This window comes from Methylobacterium sp. HMF5984, from assembly GCF_045033435.1.
GTDB lineage: Bacteria > Pseudomonadota > Alphaproteobacteria > Rhizobiales > Beijerinckiaceae > Methylobacterium.
Map to the genome: position 1 here is coordinate 2,112,622 of NZ_JBJFLN010000001.1, position 18,769 is coordinate 2,131,390.

The window sequence follows — 18,769 nt, forward strand, 5'->3', positions numbered from 1 at the left end:
CGCCTTCCGGTCGACGTGACTGCATTTTTTGCATGTTGGAGGCGGACGCCCTGGGGCATCCGCCTCGGTGAGCGGGTCGAGGCCCGCCCGTCGTCGCAGACCGGCCCTAGACGGCGCGGTTCTGTCGATTCTCGATCAGGTCGTCGACCACCGCGGGCTCGGCGAGCGTCGAGGTGTCGCCGAGCGAGGAGAAGTCGTCCTCGGCGATCTTGCGCAGAATGCGGCGCATGATCTTGCCCGAGCGGGTCTTGGGCAGGCCGGGAGCGAACTGGATCAGGTCCGGCGAGGCGATCGGCCCGATGTCCTTGCGGACCCAGGTCACGAGCTCCTTGCGCAGCGCGTCGTCGCCCTCCTCGCCCTCGTTGAGGGTGACGTAGGCGTAGATGCCCTGGCCCTTGAGGTTGTGCGGGTAGCCGACGACCGCCGCCTCGGCGACCTTCGCATGGGCGACCAGCGAGGACTCGACCTCGGCGGTGCCCATGCGGTGACCCGAGACGTTGATCACGTCGTCGACCCGGCCGGTGATCCAGTAATAGCCGTCCGCGTCGCGGCGGGCGCCGTCGCCGGTGAAGTACTTGCCCGGATAGGTCGAGAAGTAGGTCTGCTCGAAGCGCTCGTGGTCGCCGTAGACGGTGCGCATCTGGCCGGGCCAGGATTCGGTGATGCAGAGGTTGCCCTCGCACGGCCCGTCCAGGACCTTGCCCTCGGCATCGACCATCGCCGGCTGCACGCCGAAGAACGGGCGCGTGGCCGAGCCGGGCTTCAGCCGGGTCGCGCCGGGCAGCGGGGTGATCAGGATGCCGCCGGTCTCGGTCTGCCACCAGGTGTCGACGATGGCGCAGCGCGAGTCGCCGACGACCTTGTAGTACCAGTCCCAGGCCTCCGGGTTGATCGGCTCGCCGACCGACCCGAGCACGCGCAGGCTGGCCCGCGAGGTCTTCTTCACCGGCCCTTCGCCGCCGCCCATCAGCGAGCGGATCGCGGTCGGGGCGGTGTAGAAGATGTTGACCTTGTGCTTGTCGACCACGTCCCAGAACCGGGAATTCGACGGGTAGGTCGGAATGCCCTCGAACATCAGCGTCGTCGCGCCGTTGGCGAGCGGCCCGTAGACGATGTAGCTGTGGCCGGTGACCCAGCCGACGTCGGCGGTGCACCAGTACACCTCGCCCTCGCGGTAGTCGAAGACGTACTGGTGCGTCATCGACGCGTAGACGAGGTAGCCGCCGGTGGTGTGGACCACGCCCTTGGGCTGGCCGGTCGAGCCCGAGGTGTAGAGGATGAAGAGCGGGTGCTCGGCCTCCACGGCCTCGGCCGGGCACTCGTCGGTCACCTGCTCGGCGGCCTCGTGGTAGTACACGTCGCGGCCCGGCTCCATCGCCACGTCGCTGCCGGTGCGGCGCACCACGACGACGTGGTCGACGACGTCCTTGCCGAGGCGCGCGATCGCCGCGTCGACGTTCGCCTTCAGCGGCACCTTGCGCCCGCCGCGCAGGCCCTCGTCCGCGGTGATCACGATCTTCGAGGCGCAGCCCTCGATGCGCGAGGCCAGCGAATCGGGCGAGAAGCCGCCGAAGACGATGGAGTGCACGGCGCCGAGGCGCGCGCAGGCCAGCATGGCGTAGGCGGCCTCGGGGATCATCGGCATGTAGATCGTGACGCGATCACCCTTCTCGACCCCGCGGTTGCGCAGCACGTTCGCCATCCGGCAGACCTGCGCATGCAGCTCGCGGTAGGTGACGTGCTTCGACTCGTTCGGGTCGTCGCCTTCCCAGATGATCGCGGTCTGGTCGCCGCGGGTCTCGAGGTGCCGATCGACGCAATTGTAGGCGACGTTGGTCTTGCCGTCCTCGAACCACTTGATCGAGACCTGGCCCGGCTCGAAGCTGGCGTTCTTGACCTTGGAGAACGGCGTCATCCAGTCGATGCGCTTGCCGTGCTCGCCCCAGAACGCGTTCGGGTCGGCAACCGAGGCGGCGTACATCTCGCGATACTTGGCGTCGTCCACATGGGCGCCCTCGCGCCATGTGTCCCGAACCTCGACGACCTTCCCGTCCATCTCGCGTCTCCCTGATTGGTGCCCGATCGTATCGCAGTTGTCCGCGCAGCCGGGGCTTCCAAAGATTATCGTCGTCGTCGTCGTAACACCAATCGCCGCCCCCCGCCCGACCCGCATCCGGCCGGAGGCGACACAATTCCTGCTAGGGGCGCCCGGAGAGCGCTGTCAAGCCGGTTTTCCTGCCCCAAGGTCGGGGCCCGTTCGAGCCCGACCCTAAGTCCCGCCGTCGTCCCTCGGTGGGATGGTCTGCACGGCCCCGCTTGAAGAGTCTAACGGTGACGACGAATTTCGAACCGGTCCTCTGACAAAGGCCGGGGATTGTCTCGGCGTGCCACTCACCCCGTCCGGAATTCCGTTCCTGGGAGAAGAATCTCCACCAGGGTGCCGTCGTTGCCCCGGGTCGAGATGCGCAGCGAACCGTGATTGGCCTCGACCAGGGCCTTGGTCAGAGGCAATCCGAGCCCGGCGACGTGCGACTCGCTGCCGTTGCGGGAGTCGTGCCCGTCCTCGGGCTCGGCGGAGCGTGCGCCCGGGCCGGTGCCGCGCACCTTCAGCGCGATGCCGCCGCGCTCGCCCGGCGTCGTCGAGACGATCACCTGGCCGCCGGCCGCCGTCGCGCGGATCGCCTCGCCGATCACCGTCAGCGCCGCCTGCCGCAGGGAAGGCTCGTCCGCCTCCAGGGGTGCGAGATCCGGCGAGAAGCTGGTGCGCAGGACGATGCGGCCGCGCGCCGCCTCGGGCTGCAGCAGCTCGACGCAGCCGGAGACCAGCTCGTTCAGGGGCAGCGGCCGGACGGACAGCGCGAGGCCGCCGGATTCGATGGTGGCGATGTCGATCAGGTCGGAGACGAGGCCGCGCACGTGGTCGCCCGCCGCTCGGATCGCGCGCAGCGTCGTGCGGTAGCGTTCGTCGACCGGCCCGTGCGGCTCCGCGAGGATGCCGTCGGCGAGGCCGACGATCCCCTCGACCGGCGTGCGGATCTCGCGATCGAGGCGGTCGAGGAAGGCCGCGCGATCGAAGTCCGGCCGCGCCCGCGCGGCATCGTCGGGCGCAGGCCGCAGCAGGGCGACGCGGGCCCCGTCCCGGCCGGACACGCGCAGCGTCAGCGGACGGCCACCGGCGGCGGCGATGCGCGTCTCGGTGCCGAGCCCGGCGATGCCGGCACGCACCGCGTCGCGCTGCGCGGCCTCGAACAGGGTGTCGAAGCCGGTGCCGACCACCTCGCGGGGATCGCATCCGAACAGGCCGGCGGCGGCCCGGTTCATCGCGACGATGCGGGAGGCCGGGTCTAGGGTGACGACGCCGTCGTCGAGGGCGTCGAGGGTCGCACGCGCGTCCGCGGCGTGGCCGTCGCGAAACGACTGGGCGAGGCGTTCGGCCGCCCGCTCGCGGGCCGGATCGGCCTCGTCGACCACGCGCAGGATCATGCAGGTCGCCGGCTCTCCTCTCCAGGTCGTCGGCCCGCGCTCGATGGCGACCGGACGGCTGCCGCCCTGCGCGGTCTCGACGATGCGCGGGCCGGCGGAGGCGCCGGCACCGGCGGCGCGGTCGGCCGGGGCAAGCCCGGGGAACAGGCGATGGAGGCCCGCGGCCTGAAGGCTCGCGAGGTCGGCGTATCCGGTGAGATCGAGGAGGCGGCGGTTGGCCGCCAGCACCGCGTCGCCGCGGTGGATCAGCATCGAAAGGGGGAGGTCGTCCAGGGGCGGAGCGACGCCGTCCGGCTGCACCGGCGTCTCGGGCTCCGCGACTCTGGGCGTCGGGAACGGCATCACCGCTCCGCTCGCGCCGCGCGCGTCCGCGGCGTCGGCCGGGTCCCGGATCTCGTCGTCGCCGGCGTAGCGGGCACCGAGCGCGCGGGCGATCTCGCGGAAGGCCGCGTGCTCGGTCACCGACAGGGCGGCGTCGGCGCCCTCCTGCACCGCGACCGGGCTTTCGCTGGGCGGGCTCTGCTCGACGGGCGCCGGCTCGGAGTCCGGCAGGACCGCGATCGGCGCAGGGGCGGCGTTGATATCGGGCACCGGCGCCGGGCCGCGGGCACCGGACCAGGGATCGCGCGCGAATGGATCGCCGGCCCAATGGCTGCCGAAGCGGGCGGCGGTGATCGTCGCCGGCGGCCACGCGGCCTTGCGGATGTCGGGCAGCGTGCGATCGGCTCCTTCGGAGCCCGGGCCGCCCGCCTCCGCGTCGGGCGGGGAGACGGCGTCGGGCAGCTGGGGATCGGGAACGGGGACGACCTGATCCGGACCGGCTTGCGCCGCATCGGTCGGGGGTTCCAAGGCTGCCGACGGTGCAATCACCGCGCGCACCACGCCGTACCCGCCCAATCCTGAGAACGTGTCGCCGCTGCGGCCGAGGCAGGCGCCGGACAGGTCGAGGGCGAGCGCACCGATCGGGCCGGCGTCCAGCACGGCCGGCAGCGCCCGAAACGTGCGCCGGGATCCGACCGCGGCGAGGAACGCGTCTGCATCGCGCAAGCGGCCGGCCCCGGCGAGGTCGGCCCAGCTGTGCCCGACGAGGCGCGGCGCGAGCGGCCCGAACGATGCCCCGGAGATCGTCGCGAGGCGGTCCGCGGCATCGCTCCGCCAGACGAAGCGATCGCCGGCCATGGGCACGACCGCGTCGCCCGGATCGAGCGCGATCGGCGCCGCGGCCGCGACCGGAGCGGCCGGCATGACGTGATCGTCCGGCCGATCCGTGGTCGCGGGCGGAACCGGGCGCGGGCGGAAGGCGGGGAGGGGACCGACCGCGATCAGGAGCAGGGCGGGGGCGCCGTCGATCGTGCCGCCGGCGATCAGGCAGGCGGTCGGCGGCGCGATCCGCCGCGGATCGAGGCGCAGGCGCACCAGCCGCGGCCGCGCGGTGCCGCCGACGGCACGGATGTGGCCGGCGAGGGCCGGGTTCAGCGTCCCGGCTTCGTCCGAGACCGCGTCGCGGAACGGGACGGCCGCGGCGGAGGCGTGCAGGATCGCCGTCGCGGCCCCGTCGAGGACGAGGTAGGCCCGCGCCGAATCAGCCAGCGTCGCGGCGAGGACGGGATCGCCCGCCCAGGCCTCCAGAGCGGCCGTGAGGCCTGCACGCGTGCTGTCGCCAACGTTCAACGAAGTGTCCCCATCGGCCGCGTCCCGGCCCGTTCGGTTACGGAAATATGATTGTACCGTGCTTATTGTAGGCGGAGCGCCGAAGGGTGCTGGACCTTTCTCGCGCCCGTCACACGTTTACCTCGCATCAACGTTAATGCTGCCTCGCCGGGTGGCGTACGATGATACCTGTGTTATTGTGCAGCGCACAATGATGCATCAACCGGCAACGTGAGAGGAGACGAGCGATGAGCACCCCCCCGACCTACGAAGTCCCGACCGAGATGCGCGATTTCGCCGAAAAGAGCGTCGACCAAGCCCGCAAGGCCTTCGACAGCTTCATCGGCGCCGCACGCCGCACCGCGGAGACCGTGACCGGGTCCACCGAGGCGACCCGGACCAGCGTCAAGGACGTGTCCGCCCGCGGCTTCGAGTATGCCGAGCAGAACGTCAACGCCGCCTTCGACCTCGCCCAGAAGCTCGTCCGCTCGAAGGACGTGCAGGAGGCGATGCAGCATCAGGCCGAGTTCGTGCGCAGCCAGTTCGCCGCGATCCAGGCGCAAGCCAAGGATTTCGGCGGTCTCGCCCAGAGCGCGATGCAGCAGGGTGCCGAGCGCGCGAAGTCCGTGATGCAGGAAGGTGCCGACAACGCCCGCAAGGCGATGGAGCAGGGCACGGATGCCGCCAAGCAGGCGGCGCACGATGCACAGGACGCCACCAACAAGGCGACGCACTGAGCCCTTCAAACCATGCCCGCCCCTCCGGGGGACGGGGCACCGGCAATCGCTCACCGGCCCGCCTCCGATCGTCGGGGGCGGGCCGTCTCGTTTTCGCCGGGTTTCCGCGAGCATGCCTGCATCGGCCCGAACAGGGTTCCGACGTTCCGCCGATAGGGATGCCATGCGACAGATCACACGCCTCGGCCTCGCCGCCCTGCTCACGACCTTGGCCGTGCAGGCCGCCGACGCCCAGTATTACGACGCGCCGCCCCGCGGGTACGACGAGCGCCCGGCCTACGACGAGCGCCCGGCCTACCCCCGGCGGCGCGAGCGGCCGGCCCCGGCCCGCCCGGTGGGCCTGAACTGCGATGCGGTCCAGCAGGGCCTGACCGGCCCGCAACCCTATTCCTGCCCGCTTCCGGGCCCGCGGCCACTGGGCGCGCGCTGCTTCTGCGACATGCCGATCGCCTCGTTCAGCCAGCCGCAGACGGCGGTCGGCCGCGTCGTGCCCTGACGCGCGACCGCCTTCGCACCGCGAGGCGGAGGCCTCGAATGCGCGCCCGACGCCTTCCGCGTCTCCGTATCGGCGGCTGCGCCGGATCGCCGGCGCAGGGCTCGGCCCCGTTGAGCCGAGCGAAGCGGCGCCGAGGTGTTCAGACGAGACGGGCCGCGCCACCCTCTCGGATGACGCGGCCCTCATGATTTCGCAGACAGGTGCGCTGTCGGATCAGTTCAGGACCACGACCTTGGCGCCGACCTTCACGCGCTCGTAGAGGTCGGTGACGTCGTCGTTGGTCATCCGGATGCAACCCGAGGACACGGCCTGGCCGATCGTGTCCGGCTCGTTCGAGCCGTGGATGCGGTATTCGGTGTTGCCGATGTACATGGCGCGGGCGCCGAGCGGGTTCTCGATGCCACCGGCCATGTAGCGCGGCAGGTCGGGGCGGCGGGCGATCATCGCGGCCGGGGGCGTCCACGACGGCCACTCCTTCTTGGCGGTCACGGTCTTGGTGCCCGACCAGGTGAAGCCGGGACGGCCGACGCCGACGCCGTAGCGGATCGCCTCGCCGTTGGGCATCACGAAGTACAGGCGACGCTCGGCGGTCGAGACGACGACGGTGCCCGGAGCATAGTTGCCGTTGAACGCCACGATCTCGCGCTGGATCGGCTGGACCTGCGCCTGCGGCGCGGCCTGCACGCCCTGGCCGTAGCCCGGCTCGTAGACGGGACGCTGGCCGTAATAGTCACGGCTCTGCGTACCCTGGTAACCGTAGGACTGATCTTCCTCGTACCCGGCATCGGTGCCGAAGGGATCGTAGGTCGAGGCGGCCATGGCCGGCACGCTGGCAACAATCGAGAGTCCGACGAGGGCGGCGAGAGCGGTGGCTGAGGTCTTCATGATGTGGCCTACCTGTGCAGTAACCTTTGCTATTACAAGCGTGAGCATAGGCAGAGGGTTCCACGGGCCGGCGAAGATTTCAGGGGCGTGGGAATACGTAAGCCGCGAAGACGTCGTCGCGCCGATCGAGGGCGCGCGATCACGCCACCTCGTCGGTGTGCACGTCGAAGCGGGCGAGGGGCGCGTAGCCGAAGTTGGTGGTGATCGCGACGTCGGTGGCGTCGCGCCCGCGCGCCATCACGATCCGCCCGATGCGCGGCGTGTTGTGGCGGGCGTCGAAGGTGTACCAGCACCCGCCCTGCGGCCCTTCGAGGTAGACCTCGAACCAGGCGGAGAAGTCCATCGGCGCCGGATCCTTCGGAACGCCGATGTCGCCGAGATAGCCGGTGCAGTAACGCGCCGGGATGTTCATGCAGCGGCAGAAGGTGACGGCTAGGTGCGCGAAGTCGCGGCACACGCCCTCGCGCTGCATGAAGCCGTCATGAGCGCTGCGGGTGGCGTCGGCGCGCATGTAGTCGAAGCGGATGCGCTCGTGGGTGTAGTCGACGATCGCCTGGACGCGCGCCCAACCTTCCGGCGTGCTGCCGAACAACGACCACGCGGTCTGCGAAAGCTTGTCGGTGTCGCAGTAGCGCGAGCCCAGCAGGTAGACGAGGACCTCGTCGGGCAGGTCCTGCACCGGGATCTGCCGCGCATCCGGCACGAACGCGTCGGGCTGCCCGGAATCCTGCACCGTGAAGTCGGCCGAGATCGTCAGCAGCCCGGGCGGCGCGACGATGCGATGGCAGATGTTGCCGAAGCCGTCCTCGTACTGGTGGCAGGGGATCGGCGGATCGAAGGCGATCGCCTGCGGCGACAGCAGGTCCGGCAGCCGCGACGGGTGGACGCTGAGCATCAGGATCATCGGCATCGGCTGCGCCGAATCGAAGGCGATATCGAAACCGGTCCTGATCTTCATCGCGCCACCTGCCAACCTTCCTCAACGAAGCATACGTTCATGATGCCCGCACCGGCGTGTCGGTACCCCTATTGCGCGGGGGCGAGCTCCAGCGCCGGCTTCTCGGTCACGGCGACGTCGACGCGCATGCCGAGGTCGTCGCTCGCCAGACCGAAATACGACCCGTGCAACGGCACCGCCTGCCGCGGGTCGCGGGCGATGGCGACGCGGATCAGGTCGCGATTGCCGACGATGCCGTTGGTCGGGTCGAACTCGATCCAGCCGGCCCCCGGAAGATAGACGCCGACCCAGGCATGGGTCGAGCCGCCGCCGACGTGGCGGTCGCGGTCGTTGCGCGGATTGTAGAGGTAGCCGGAGACGAAGCGCGCCGCCATGCCGAGGGAGCGGACGCCCTCCATCATCAGCACCGCGAAGTCGCGGCACGATCCGCGCTTCAGGCGGAGCGTCGTCACCGGGTCCTGCACGCCCTTCTCGCTGCGGGCGAGGTAGGTGAAGTTGCGGCGGATGCCGCGGGTCATGTCGGCGAGCAGGTCCTGCGTCGGGATGCGGCCGTCGGCCGGGATGAAGCTGCGCGCCCAGGCGTCGACCACGTGGTGCGTGTCGGGCCATTGCCGCTCGATCGAGCGCGACAGGTCGGGCATGTCCTCGACGCCGTAGCCGAACGGGTAGTGGGTCGCGTGCGGCGCCAGCGGGAAGACCGGGGCGTGCTCGGGCGTATGGTCGAGGGTGATGCCGCAGGTGAAGCGCAGGGTGTCGCTGCGCGTGTCGAAGCTCGCGATCGCGACGCAGTTGCCGAACACGTCGAACATCCAGCGCACGCTGGCCGGCAGCGGGTCGATGTCGAGGGTCGCCTCGATCAGGCGCTGATCGTAGCTGTCCCGCGGGCGGAACATGATCCGGTGCTCGCCGAAGGAGACCGGGCGGCGGTAGCGGTACACGGTGAGGTGCCGGACGGATAGGATCGGCAAGGACGTAACACTCCGCGGATGCGCCGGTGCGACGTCCGTGCTGCAAATTTCACGCCCACATGCCCGCTTCGGTCCGGGACGGCGATCGAAGCGGCCGATGCCGCGTTCCATGCGGAGCTTCACGGTGCCGTCGACGCGAAGGGTCGCGCTCAGGGCCGGCGTCAGAGGATCGGCGGTGCCGGCTCGCCGACGGCCCGTTCCGCCTCCAGCAGCACGTCGAAGGCGCGCCACGGCTTCTGAATGAACACCGCCTCAGGCGGGATCTCGGGGCGGCCGACGCAGTGGCCCGACGTGATGACGAGCCGCGCCCGCGGCCACAGCGTCGCGACCGCATGGGCAAGCTGGAGGCCGTCCATCTCGCCGGCCAGACGCACGTCGGCGAAGACCAGGGCGACGTCGCCGCCCCGTGCCTGCAGCACCGCGAGCGCCGCTTCGGCGCTGTCGCAGCCGACGACCGAAAGCTCGGTCTCCTCGAGCAGCGCCTCGGCGAGGCCGCGAACCTGGGGATTGTCCTCGACGACGAGGGCGATCCGCTCGGCCCGCGGGGCAGGGGGCGCCGCAGGCTTCGCGACGTCGCCGTCGGATTCGGATTGCCGGACCTTGCGCACGAGCGCAGCCAGATGCTCCGGCACGCCCTCGGCGACGAGGCTGTCGTAGAACGACGCCAGCGTCTCCCCGATCCGGTCGAGGGGTATGTCGGGGCTCAGCGTGTCGATGGGCCGGTGTCGGAGCGGTTTGGTCAAGAACTTCCCCCGAAGTCTTCGCGTCGCGGGCCGCGGATGCGGAGTCGCTTGAAGAAAGAAGTCGGGAAAGCGCAGTCAGTTGCGCCGGCTTCACGATTCAGGCGGCCGTTTGATCCTTGCGGACGGCCGATCCCCGAGGCGCCCGATACCTGGAGCGCCCGAGATACCCGGGGCGGCCGATCCTAGCGGGCGGCCGCGTCGGCGTCGGCGTAGGCCATCACGCCCGACACGGCGCGGACGTCGCGGTAGCGCGCGCCGCGGGCGCTCATCATCGCCTCGAACTTCTCGTGGACCTGCGCGACCGACAGGCTCGCGGCCTTGCGGCGGCGGTTGCGCTCGGAAGCGAAGAAGATCGAGCGGTTGGCCCGCGCCGGGCCCGGCAGCAGCTTGGCCGCGGCGGCGCCGGGCTTGTCGACGACCTGGGCGAGGAACGATTCGGCATCGTCCGGCCCGAGGAAGTGGGCGAGGTAGACCTCGCCCAGAGACAGCTCGCGCCCGATCCGCAGGGCGATGCGGGCGGCGTCGCGCTTCAGCATCTCGCCCGCCAGAAGCGCCGAGAGGTAGGGATCGCGGCGCAGCTCGAGGATCCGAGTGCGCTCGGCGGCGTCCGTCACCGTCGGCCGGTCGTTTGAATCGGCGACGATCAGCGCCGCCTCCTTCTCCATCCCGTACTTGGCGCCGAAGTCGCGCACGCAGCCGAGCCAGGTCCGCTCGATGAACTGGTAAAGGCCGGTGGCCGAGGAGGTCTTGGCCTGCACGGCGGTGATGAAGCTCGACTCCTTGTCGGCCACCGCCATCAGCAGCACCGGGTCGGTCTGCACGGCCTGGGCGGCGCGGACGATGGTCTGGACGATGTGGCGGCGGATCTTCATCGGCCCGAACTCGAGCACGTCGTTCGGGTCGCCGCCGGCGCTCTCCGAGAGCAGGAAGTCGTAGGAGACCCGGTCGACCGCGTTGGACCCGAGCTCGGTGTCGAGATCGTGGACCGCGGCGAAGGCCGAGGAGGCGCGCAGCACCACCGGCGGCTCGGCGACGACGGGCGGCAGCGCGCTCACCTGGATGCGGGGGCGCGGCATCGGGATCTCGGTGGCGGCCTGGGCCGAGGACACCGCATTCTCGAGGCCGATCTTGCCGAGCTCGACGCCCGAGCCGATCAGCAGCGCGCTCAGCGCGCCGGCGAACAGCGACATCGACAGGACGGAGCGGGCGAGCGCCGGACGGCTGCCGTGGCCGCGGCCGACCGGGGCGGAAAGGGTGATGCAGTCGGTGGCGCCCGCCCCGATGCGGCCCGTGGACGCCGATTTGGACGCGCCCTTGCCGACGGCGGCGGAGCCGGACGCGATGGCCTTGCGAGACGTTCCGACGGTGCGGCCCTGCATGTGCGTCCCAAAATCCCGGTTTCGCGCCGATGGCGGCGCCACCCCCCGATCTGGCTTGACAGATGTGGCGACAACACGGCCGAGGCTGGACCATTCCGGTCCTGCCGGCGGTTTCCGGGGGCCGGCCGGCCATCACCCGTACCTCCGGCGATGGTGAGGCGCGATGTGAGCCCGTGACTTGGCGCCCGTCCCTCCGTATGAGGGCGCATCCGCGACGAACGGCCCGGGACGGCCGGGCGTCGCCGCGCGAAAAAGCCCGGCCCAGCACAGAGTTATCCGATGAGCGGCGTCAACGAGATCCGGTCGGCCTTCCTCGACTACTTCGCGGGTGCGGGGCACACGATCGTGCCGTCGTCCTCGCTGGTGCCGAAGAACGACCCGACGCTGATGTTCACCAACGCCGGCATGGTGCAGTTCAAGAACGTCTTCACCGGCGTCGAGAAGCGGCCCTACGTGCGGGCGACGACGGCGCAGAAATGCGTCCGCGCCGGCGGCAAGCACAACGACCTCGACAACGTCGGCTACACCGCGCGCCACCACACCTTCTTCGAGATGCTCGGCAACTTCTCCTTCGGCGACTACTTCAAGCCGCAGGCGATCGAGCTGGCCTGGACCCTGATCACCAAGGAGTTCGGCCTCAAGCCGGACCGGCTCCTCGTCACGGTCTATGCCGACGACGACGAGGCGGCGACGCTCTGGAAGAAGATCGCCGGCTTTTCCGACGACAAGATCATCCGCATCGGCACCTCGGACAACTTCTGGCAGATGGGCGACACCGGCCCCTGCGGGCCGTGCTCGGAGATCTTCATCGACCAGGGCCCGGGGCTCGCCGGCGGCCCGCCCGGCTCGCCCGACGAGGACGGCGACCGCTTCCTCGAGTTCTGGAACCTCGTGTTCATGCAGTACGAGCAGGTCGAGCCGGGCAACCGGCTGGTCCTGCCGCGGCCGTCGATCGACACCGGCATGGGCCTGGAGCGCATGGCCGCGATCCTCCAGGGCGTGACCTCGAACTACGAGACCGACCTGTTCCGGTCGCTGATCGATGCCGTGTCGCACGCGGTCGGCCGCCCGCCCGAGCCCGCGAACGTCGCCTCTTACCGGGTGATCGCCGACCACCTGCGCGCCGGTTCCTTCCTGATCGCCGACGGCGTGCTGCCGGGCAACGAGGGCCGCGGCTACGTGCTGCGCCGCATCCTGCGCCGCGCCATGCGCCACCTCGAGCTGCTCGGCTCGCGCGAGCCGGCGATGTTCCGCCTCGTGCCGACGCTGGTGCGGGAGATGGGCCAGGCCTACCCCGAGCTGGTGCGGGCCGAGAGCCTGATCTCCGAGACCCTGCGCCTCGAGGAGACACGCTTCCGCCGCACCCTGGAGCGCGGCCTCGCGATCCTCGACGCCGAGACCCGCGACCTCGCCGCCGGCCAGAACCTCGCCGGCGAGACCGCCTTCACCCTCTACGACACCTACGGCTTCCCCCTCGACCTGACGCAGGACGCCCTGAAGGCCCGGGGCATCGGCGTCGACACGGAGGCGTTCGGACTCGCGATGCAGCGCCAGAAGCAGGCGGCGCGCGCGGCGTGGTCGGGCTCGGGCGAGGCCGCCACCGAGACGGTGTGGTTCTCGGTGCGCGACCGGACCGGCGCCACCGAGTTCCTGGGCTACGAGGCCGAGAGCGCCGAGGGCGTCGTGACGGCGCTGCTGCGCGACGGCGCCGAGGTCCAGGCCCTGCAGGCCGGTGAGAGCGGGCTGCTCATCGCCAACCAGACGCCGTTCTACGCCGAATCCGGCGGACAGGTCGGCGACACCGGCACGCTCGCCGCGCCGGGGCTGAAGGCTCGCGTGACCAACACCGAGAAGAAGCTCGGCGACCTGTTCGTCCATCACGTCACCGTGGAGGCGGGCACCCTGAGCCTCGGCCAGGCCGTCGAGCTGAAGGTCGACCACGCCCGCCGGGCCGCGATCCGCGCCAACCATTCCGCCACCCATCTGCTGCACGAGGCCCTGCGGCAGGTGCTCGGCGACCACGTCGCGCAGAAGGGCTCGCTGGTCTCCCCCGAGCGCCTGCGCTTCGACATCAGCCACCCGAAGCCGATCGAGGCGGCCGAGCTCTCCCGCGTCGAGGACATCGCCAACGCGGTGCTGCTGCAGAACGTGCCGGTGGTGACCAAGCTGATGGCGGTGGACGAGGCAATCGAGTCCGGGGCGCGCGCGCTGTTCGGCGAGAAGTACGGCGACGAGGTCCGCGTCGTCTCCATGGGCCGGCCGGTGGACGATGCCGGCACGGAGATCGAGGGCGGCCGCCTGCCGAACTTCTCGATCGAGCTCTGCGGCGGCACGCACGCCGCGCGCACCGGCGACATCGGCACCATCACGATCCTCGCCGAGAGCGCGGTCGGCGCCGGGGTGCGCCGCATCGAGGCGATGACCGCCGACGCCGCCCGCCGCCACCGCGGCGAGGAGAGCCGCACCCTCGGGGCGCTGGCCTCCCAGCTCAAGGCGCCGGTGGCGGAGGTGTCCGACCGGCTCTCCGGGCTGCTGGAGGATCGCCGCCGGCTGGAGCGCGAGGTCTCGGACCTGCGCAAGAAGCTGGCGATGGGCGGCAGCGCCGGAGGCGGCGACGAGGCGACCGAGGTGGCCGGCGTCAAGCTGATGGCGCGGGCGATCGAGGGCGTCGAGATGCGCGACCTCAAGAGCCTGGCCGATGCCGGCAAGCAGAAGCTCGGCTCCGGCATCGTCGCCATCGTCGGCGTCGGCGCCGACGGCAAGGCCGGCCTCGTGGTCGGCGTCACCCCGGACCTCACCGAGCGCTACGACGCCGTCGCCCTGGTGCGGGCCGGCGCAGGCCATCTCGGCGGCAAGGGCGGCGGCGGCCGCCGCGACATGGCCCAGGCCGGCGGCCCGGAGGGCGCCGGCGCGAAGGCCGCCCTCGACGCGATCACCGCGGCGGTGGCGGCGGGCTGACGGCTCAGCCCACCCGCTTCCAGGTCTGGCGCTTGCAGAAGACGCTCATCACGCAGCCCGAGACCTCGATCGCGTTCGGGCCGGTCATCTTGAGCGAGCCGGAATAGGTCTTCCCGTCCTTCGGGTTGTAGAGGGTGCCGGAATAGCCGTCGCCCGACGGGCTCGTGGCGTTGACGATCTGGACGCCGACGACGCTGCGGGTGCGCAGGGCCGGGTCCGGGTTGTTGGCGTCGAGGCCCTTGCCCGCGGTGCTGACGATGGTGCCGCAGAAGCCGGCGCCGCACCGCGTCAGCCGCACCTTCGAGTCGCCGGTCTCTGTCAGCCAGATCCCGGCCGGGTCGGCGGCCTTTTGCGCCTGCGCGCCGCTACCGACGAGGCAGGACGCGACGAGGCAGGCGGCGAAGAGGGTGGGAGCGAACACAGTTGCCGGTCTCATGCGGATCCTCCGAGCGTGCCGCCCGTCCGGGCGATCGGCCCGGCAATAGCCGTGCGCACCGAAGTCCCGCAAGACGCAGCGGCGGCCGCTAAGGTCCGCGCCCGAGCACGGCCCCGAGATAGGTCTCGGCGACCTCGCAGAACGGCAGGCCGGCCCCGGTCGCGAGCACCGCGTCGACCTCGAACAGCGGGTCGTCCGGACTCGGGGCGGGGGCGCCGGGATCGCGGAGCGGGCGGAGCGCGACGTTGCGGCGGGTCGGCGCGAGCGGGCGCACCACCCGGCCGAACGGCGCGTCGGTCTCGTCCAGGGCCGCGTTCATGGCGGGCGTCAGCCGGCCCGGCACGTACCAGTTGTCGGCCTCGGACAGGACGTGGACGCCGCAGGCGAGCCGGACGCGCCGGTAGCGGACCGGCTCGTCCGGCGCGAGGCCGAGACGCTTGCGTTGCGCCGCGTCGAGGGGCTTCTCGGCCCCCGGGACCCGGCGGGCGACGAGGTGCGGCTCGGCCGACAGGCCGCGCTCGGCGCACCACGCCTCCAGCACCGCGGTCGCGCTGTGGCCGGACAGGATGCGGGCCTGGAGGGCCTCGATCAGTCCCGTCGTCGCCTCGGGCGGCGGAACCGGTTCGGCCGAGACGGGACGCATCGAACCGAACATCGCCATCGCAAGCAGGAGGAGCGCCCGGACCGACGGAGGCGGGCTCGCGCTACGCCATAGGCATCGGCGGCCGAACCGTCCATGCGCCGCGTGCGCGCTGCCCGCCCGGCCCACCGCCCCGTCCCGCATCAGCGCACCGCTTCAGCTTGGCCGATCAACGTCGCGACGCGGCGCAGCGCCAGGCCGTAACCCTCGGTGCCGAGCCCGGCGATCACGCCGTCGGCGCGCAGCGAGACGTAGGAGTGGTGCCGGAAGGCCTCGCGCTTGTGCACGTTCGAGATGTGAACCTCGATCACCGGGCCGTCGAAGGCGTTGAGCGCGTCGAGCAGCGCCACCGAGGTATGGGTGAAGGCGGCCGGGTTGATGACGATGCCGGCGGCCTCGTCCCGCGCCGCGTGGATCCAGTCGATCAACGCGCCCTCGTGATTCGACTGCCGGAACTGCAGCGCGAGCCCGAGCTCGCCGGCGAGCGCCCGGCAGGCGGCCTCGACGTCGGCCAGGGTCTCGTGGCCGTAGATCTCCGGCTGGCGCCGGCCGAGGAGGTTCAGGTTCGGGCCGTTCAGCACGGTGACGAGACGGCTCATGACATCCTCCTTCGCGCGGCCCGCGCACGGACGCTCGACCCATGAACCGCCGCGGCCGCGGCATCAAGCGGGCCGACAGAGCGGCGGCGCTGTCTCCGCCCCGGGCTTTGCGCGCGGGCGCGGCGGTCTACATCCCGCGAGAATCGCGCGAGGACGCGGCCGAGCCACGGAGGGACCATGAGCCAGATCGAGACCAGCGCGCCCGTGGTGATCGCGGTGGCGATCACCGGCTCGGTGCCGCGCAAGGCGGACAACCCGGCGCTTCCCGTGACGGTGGCCGAGCAGATCGAGTCGACGCACCAGGCCTTCGAGGCGGGGGCGACGCTGGCCCACATCCACGTGCGCAACGACGACGAGACCCCGTCCTCCGATCCCGACCGCTTCGCCGCCGTGCAGGAGGGCCTGCGCAAGCATTGCCCCGGCCTCGTGGTGCAGTTCTCCACCGGCGGGCGCGGGCGCGACCCGGCGAGCCGGGGTCTCTCGCTGCAGCACCGGCCGGACATGGCCTCGCTCTCGACCGGTTCGGTCAACTTCCCGACCATCGTCTACGAGAATCCGGCCGCCCTCGTCACCGACCTCGCCACGCAGATGACGCGCTTCGGCGTGCGGCCGGAGATCGAGATCTTCGACCTGTCGCACCTCCACGGCGCCCGCCGCCTCGTCGAGGCCGGCCTGATCGACGCGCGGCCGCACGTGCAGTTCGTGATGGGCGTCCAGAACGCGATGCCGGCCGACGAGCACCTGCTCGACATCCTGCTGGCCGAGACCCGGCGCATCCTGCCCGGGGCGACCTGGACGGCAGCCGGGATCGGCCGCAACCAGGCGGTGGTGATGGAGTGGGCGCTGGCGCGCGGCGCCGATGCGGTGCGCACCGGGCTCGAGGACAACATCCGCATCGCCAAGGACCGGCTCGCCGCGAGCAACGCCGAGCTCGTCGGGCTCGCCGCCGAGGCGGTGCGCCGCCACGGCCGCCGGCCGGCGACACCGGCCGAGGCCCGCGCCGCCCTCGGGCTGGCGGCTTGAAATGGCTCACCAGCCTCTGAACCACATCCTCACCGGCCCGGAGGACGCACCGGTGGTGGCGTTCTCCAACTCGCTCGGGACGACGCTCGCCATGTGGGACGCGGTGGTGCCGCACCTGGCCGACCGTTACCGCATCCTGCGCTACGACACCCGCGGCCATGGCGGCTCGGCGACGCGGGACGCGCCGGCCGAGATCGACGATCTCGCCGGCGACCTGCTCGCGCTGCTCGACGGGCTCGGCATCGACCGCATCCACGCCGTCGGCCTGTCGCTCGGCGGCATGACGATGCAGGCGCTGGCGAGCGCCGCGCCCGACCGCGTGGCGAGCCTGACCCTGATGGCGACGGCCGCCCACATGCCGAGCGAAGCGAGCTGGAACGCGCGCGCCGCGACGGTGCGCGAGGCGGGACCGCAGGCGATCGTCGCAGCGACCCTCGGCCGCTGGTTCACGCCGGGCTTCTCCGAACGGCATCCGGAGGTGGTCGCGCCGATCCGCACGGCGTTCACGGCCTGCGATGCGGCCGGCTACGCGGTCTGCTGCGGCGCGATCGGGCGCATGGACCTGCGCCCACGCCTCTCGGCGATCACCGCCCCGACGCTGGTCGTCGCCGGCCGCGAGGATCCCGCGACGCCGCCCGCGATGGCCGAGGAGATCTGCCGGGGCATCCCCCAGGCGGAACTGGTGACGCTGCCGCACGCCGCCCACCTCCTCGCCGTCGAGCGGCCGGACGCGGCCGGCGCCTACCTCGCGCAGTTCCTCGACCGGCACCGGTAGGCGCCAGCCGAAAGCGGCGTCGCGGTGCGAGCTGCGGCGTCAGCGGACGATGGTGGCGGGCCGCGCCATCGCAGGTCTCCGGCCGATCCGGTTCGGCGGGCGCCGATCGCGCGCCGCGGCGAGGCCGATCGCGGCCGCCATGCCCGCGGTGCTCCCGCCGAGGGGGATCGCCAGCAGCGCCATGAGGAGGCCGAACTTGGCCAGGAGCAGGATCGACAGTCCCGCGCCGAAGACCGCCGCCACCACGATCGCAACCATCACAGCCTCACACAACCAGTGATTGAAGATGTAAGGTCGCGATCGGCGGTTCGGTTCCGGCCTCCCTCGCGCGACGACCGTCGACGCGAGCCGTGAGGGTCGATGCGATCGGTCGACAATAAGCGCGCACGTCATCCGCGCGTGATGCAGTCACCAGCGTCGGCGAACCCGACGGCAGCCCGTAACGACAGATTCTTCTGAAAACCGCGCCGTTCGACGGCAGATAGAAACCGTACCTGGTCTCGGTCGCAGACGTGGCGGCGGCCTGCCTATCGTACGAGATAACGGTACAAGATCGTACGGGGCAGCGATGGAAGATCGTCCATGCCGACCCCCTCTCGGACAACCGCATCCGCGTCTGAGAGGGAGAGTGGTGGAGCCTAACGGGATCGAACCGATGACCTCTTCCATGCCATGGAAGCGCTCTCCCAGCTGAGCTAAGGCCCCACTCTCGTCCACCGCGGCTCTGGAGGTCCGCGCTGGTGTCTCGCTGGCCCGGCGATGCCGTCCGGCGAGGGCGGTTCTATAGGCGGGCCTCGGATCGGACTCAACCCCCTTTTTTCGGAAAAGCGATCGGCGATCGTTCGCCGGCGACATTCGATGCATCCAGGGCGGCGGCGGACCGTCGGATCGGCGCCGCAGCTCGGATGACGGATCGCGGCGCGCGTGATAACCGACCGCCCCATGTTCCCGCGCGGCGCCACGCGTCGCACCGGCTTTTCGGCGCCTCAGCGCCTCCTCCGGCGATCCCGCGGCCCCGGCCCGGATCCCTCGCGAAGTT

The 18,769-nt window shown here is 71.4% G+C and carries 16 protein-coding genes and 1 tRNA gene; 5 read left to right on the top strand and 12 right to left on the bottom strand.

What is annotated here, in order from left to right:
• Positions 1 to 106: 106 nt before the first annotated feature.
• Both acs and ACFZ8E_RS10090 read right to left on the bottom strand, forming a co-directional pair.
• Complete coding sequence (gene acs / locus ACFZ8E_RS10085) at positions 107 to 2,056, bottom strand: acetate--CoA ligase (RefSeq protein WP_405042713.1); 1,950 nt, start codon at positions 2,054 to 2,056, stop codon at positions 107 to 109.
• Positions 2,057 to 2,391: 335 nt separating this feature from the next.
• A complete protein-coding gene (locus tag ACFZ8E_RS10090) occupies positions 2,392 to 5,154 on the bottom strand; it encodes a PAS domain-containing protein (protein ID WP_405042714.1) in 2,763 nt (920 codons plus the stop codon).
• A 227-nt stretch (positions 5,155 to 5,381) separates the two neighbouring features.
• Here ACFZ8E_RS10090 and ACFZ8E_RS10095 point away from each other — a divergent pair, with 227 nt between their 5' ends.
• Positions 5,382 to 5,870, top strand: coding sequence for a phasin (locus ACFZ8E_RS10095; protein ID WP_405042715.1), 489 nt, complete (start codon positions 5,382 to 5,384; stop codon positions 5,868 to 5,870).
• 163 nt (positions 5,871 to 6,033) lie between these two features.
• Positions 6,034 to 6,366: a hypothetical protein gene (locus ACFZ8E_RS10100; RefSeq protein ID WP_405042716.1), complete on the top strand. Its 333-nt coding sequence runs from the start codon at positions 6,034 to 6,036 to the stop codon at positions 6,364 to 6,366.
• 213 nt (positions 6,367 to 6,579) lie between these two features.
• Here ACFZ8E_RS10100 and ACFZ8E_RS10105 read toward each other — a convergent pair whose 3' ends face one another.
• The 5 genes from ACFZ8E_RS10105 to ACFZ8E_RS10125 form a co-directional block, all read right to left on the bottom strand.
• Positions 6,580 to 7,251: a L,D-transpeptidase gene (locus ACFZ8E_RS10105; RefSeq protein ID WP_405042717.1), complete on the bottom strand. Its 672-nt coding sequence runs from the start codon at positions 7,249 to 7,251 to the stop codon at positions 6,580 to 6,582.
• A gap of 139 nt (positions 7,252 to 7,390) precedes the next feature.
• Complete coding sequence (locus tag ACFZ8E_RS10110; protein WP_147726835.1) at positions 7,391 to 8,209, bottom strand: transglutaminase family protein; 819 nt, start codon at positions 8,207 to 8,209, stop codon at positions 7,391 to 7,393.
• A gap of 68 nt (positions 8,210 to 8,277) precedes the next feature.
• Positions 8,278 to 9,177, bottom strand: a complete 900-nt coding sequence (locus ACFZ8E_RS10115; RefSeq protein WP_147726837.1) for a transglutaminase family protein — start codon at positions 9,175 to 9,177, stop codon at positions 8,278 to 8,280.
• A 161-nt stretch (positions 9,178 to 9,338) separates the two neighbouring features.
• Positions 9,339 to 9,872 (bottom strand): response regulator, encoded by a 534-nt coding sequence (locus ACFZ8E_RS10120; RefSeq protein WP_405044365.1) that lies wholly within the window; start codon positions 9,870 to 9,872, stop codon positions 9,339 to 9,341.
• Between the two features lie 230 nt (positions 9,873 to 10,102).
• Positions 10,103 to 11,299 (bottom strand): transglycosylase SLT domain-containing protein, encoded by a 1,197-nt coding sequence (locus tag ACFZ8E_RS10125; protein ID WP_405042718.1) that lies wholly within the window; start codon positions 11,297 to 11,299, stop codon positions 10,103 to 10,105.
• A 279-nt stretch (positions 11,300 to 11,578) separates the two neighbouring features.
• Here ACFZ8E_RS10125 and alaS point away from each other — a divergent pair, with 279 nt between their 5' ends.
• On the top strand, positions 11,579 to 14,257 hold the full coding sequence (gene alaS, locus ACFZ8E_RS10130; RefSeq protein ID WP_405042719.1) for an alanine--tRNA ligase: 2,679 nt from the start codon (positions 11,579 to 11,581) through the stop codon (positions 14,255 to 14,257).
• A 4-nt stretch (positions 14,258 to 14,261) separates the two neighbouring features.
• Here alaS and ACFZ8E_RS10135 read toward each other — a convergent pair whose 3' ends face one another.
• The 3 genes from ACFZ8E_RS10135 to aroQ form a co-directional block, all read right to left on the bottom strand.
• A complete protein-coding gene (locus tag ACFZ8E_RS10135) occupies positions 14,262 to 14,693 on the bottom strand; it encodes a DUF2147 domain-containing protein (RefSeq protein ID WP_147726843.1) in 432 nt (143 codons plus the stop codon).
• A gap of 88 nt (positions 14,694 to 14,781) precedes the next feature.
• Complete coding sequence (locus ACFZ8E_RS10140) at positions 14,782 to 15,336, bottom strand: hypothetical protein (RefSeq protein ID WP_243945848.1); 555 nt, start codon at positions 15,334 to 15,336, stop codon at positions 14,782 to 14,784.
• Positions 15,337 to 15,476: 140 nt separating this feature from the next.
• Positions 15,477 to 15,932 (bottom strand): type II 3-dehydroquinate dehydratase, encoded by a 456-nt coding sequence (gene aroQ, locus ACFZ8E_RS10145; protein WP_147726847.1) that lies wholly within the window; start codon positions 15,930 to 15,932, stop codon positions 15,477 to 15,479.
• 177 nt (positions 15,933 to 16,109) lie between these two features.
• Here aroQ and ACFZ8E_RS10150 point away from each other — a divergent pair, with 177 nt between their 5' ends.
• On the top strand, positions 16,110 to 16,955 hold the full coding sequence (locus tag ACFZ8E_RS10150; RefSeq protein WP_147859419.1) for a 3-keto-5-aminohexanoate cleavage protein: 846 nt from the start codon (positions 16,110 to 16,112) through the stop codon (positions 16,953 to 16,955).
• A gap of 1 nt (position 16,956) precedes the next feature.
• Complete coding sequence (gene pcaD, locus ACFZ8E_RS10155) at positions 16,957 to 17,730, top strand: 3-oxoadipate enol-lactonase (RefSeq protein WP_243945846.1); 774 nt, start codon at positions 16,957 to 16,959, stop codon at positions 17,728 to 17,730.
• 39 nt (positions 17,731 to 17,769) lie between these two features.
• Here pcaD and ACFZ8E_RS10160 read toward each other — a convergent pair whose 3' ends face one another.
• Together ACFZ8E_RS10160 and ACFZ8E_RS10165 are read right to left on the bottom strand one after the other, a co-directional pair.
• Positions 17,770 to 17,988 carry a hypothetical protein gene (locus ACFZ8E_RS10160; protein ID WP_405042720.1) on the bottom strand — a complete coding sequence of 73 codons (219 nt, stop codon included), beginning with the start codon at positions 17,986 to 17,988 and terminating at the stop codon, positions 17,770 to 17,772.
• 371 nt (positions 17,989 to 18,359) lie between these two features.
• Positions 18,360 to 18,435 (bottom strand) — tRNA-Ala (locus ACFZ8E_RS10165).
• Positions 18,436 to 18,769 lie beyond the last annotated feature (334 nt).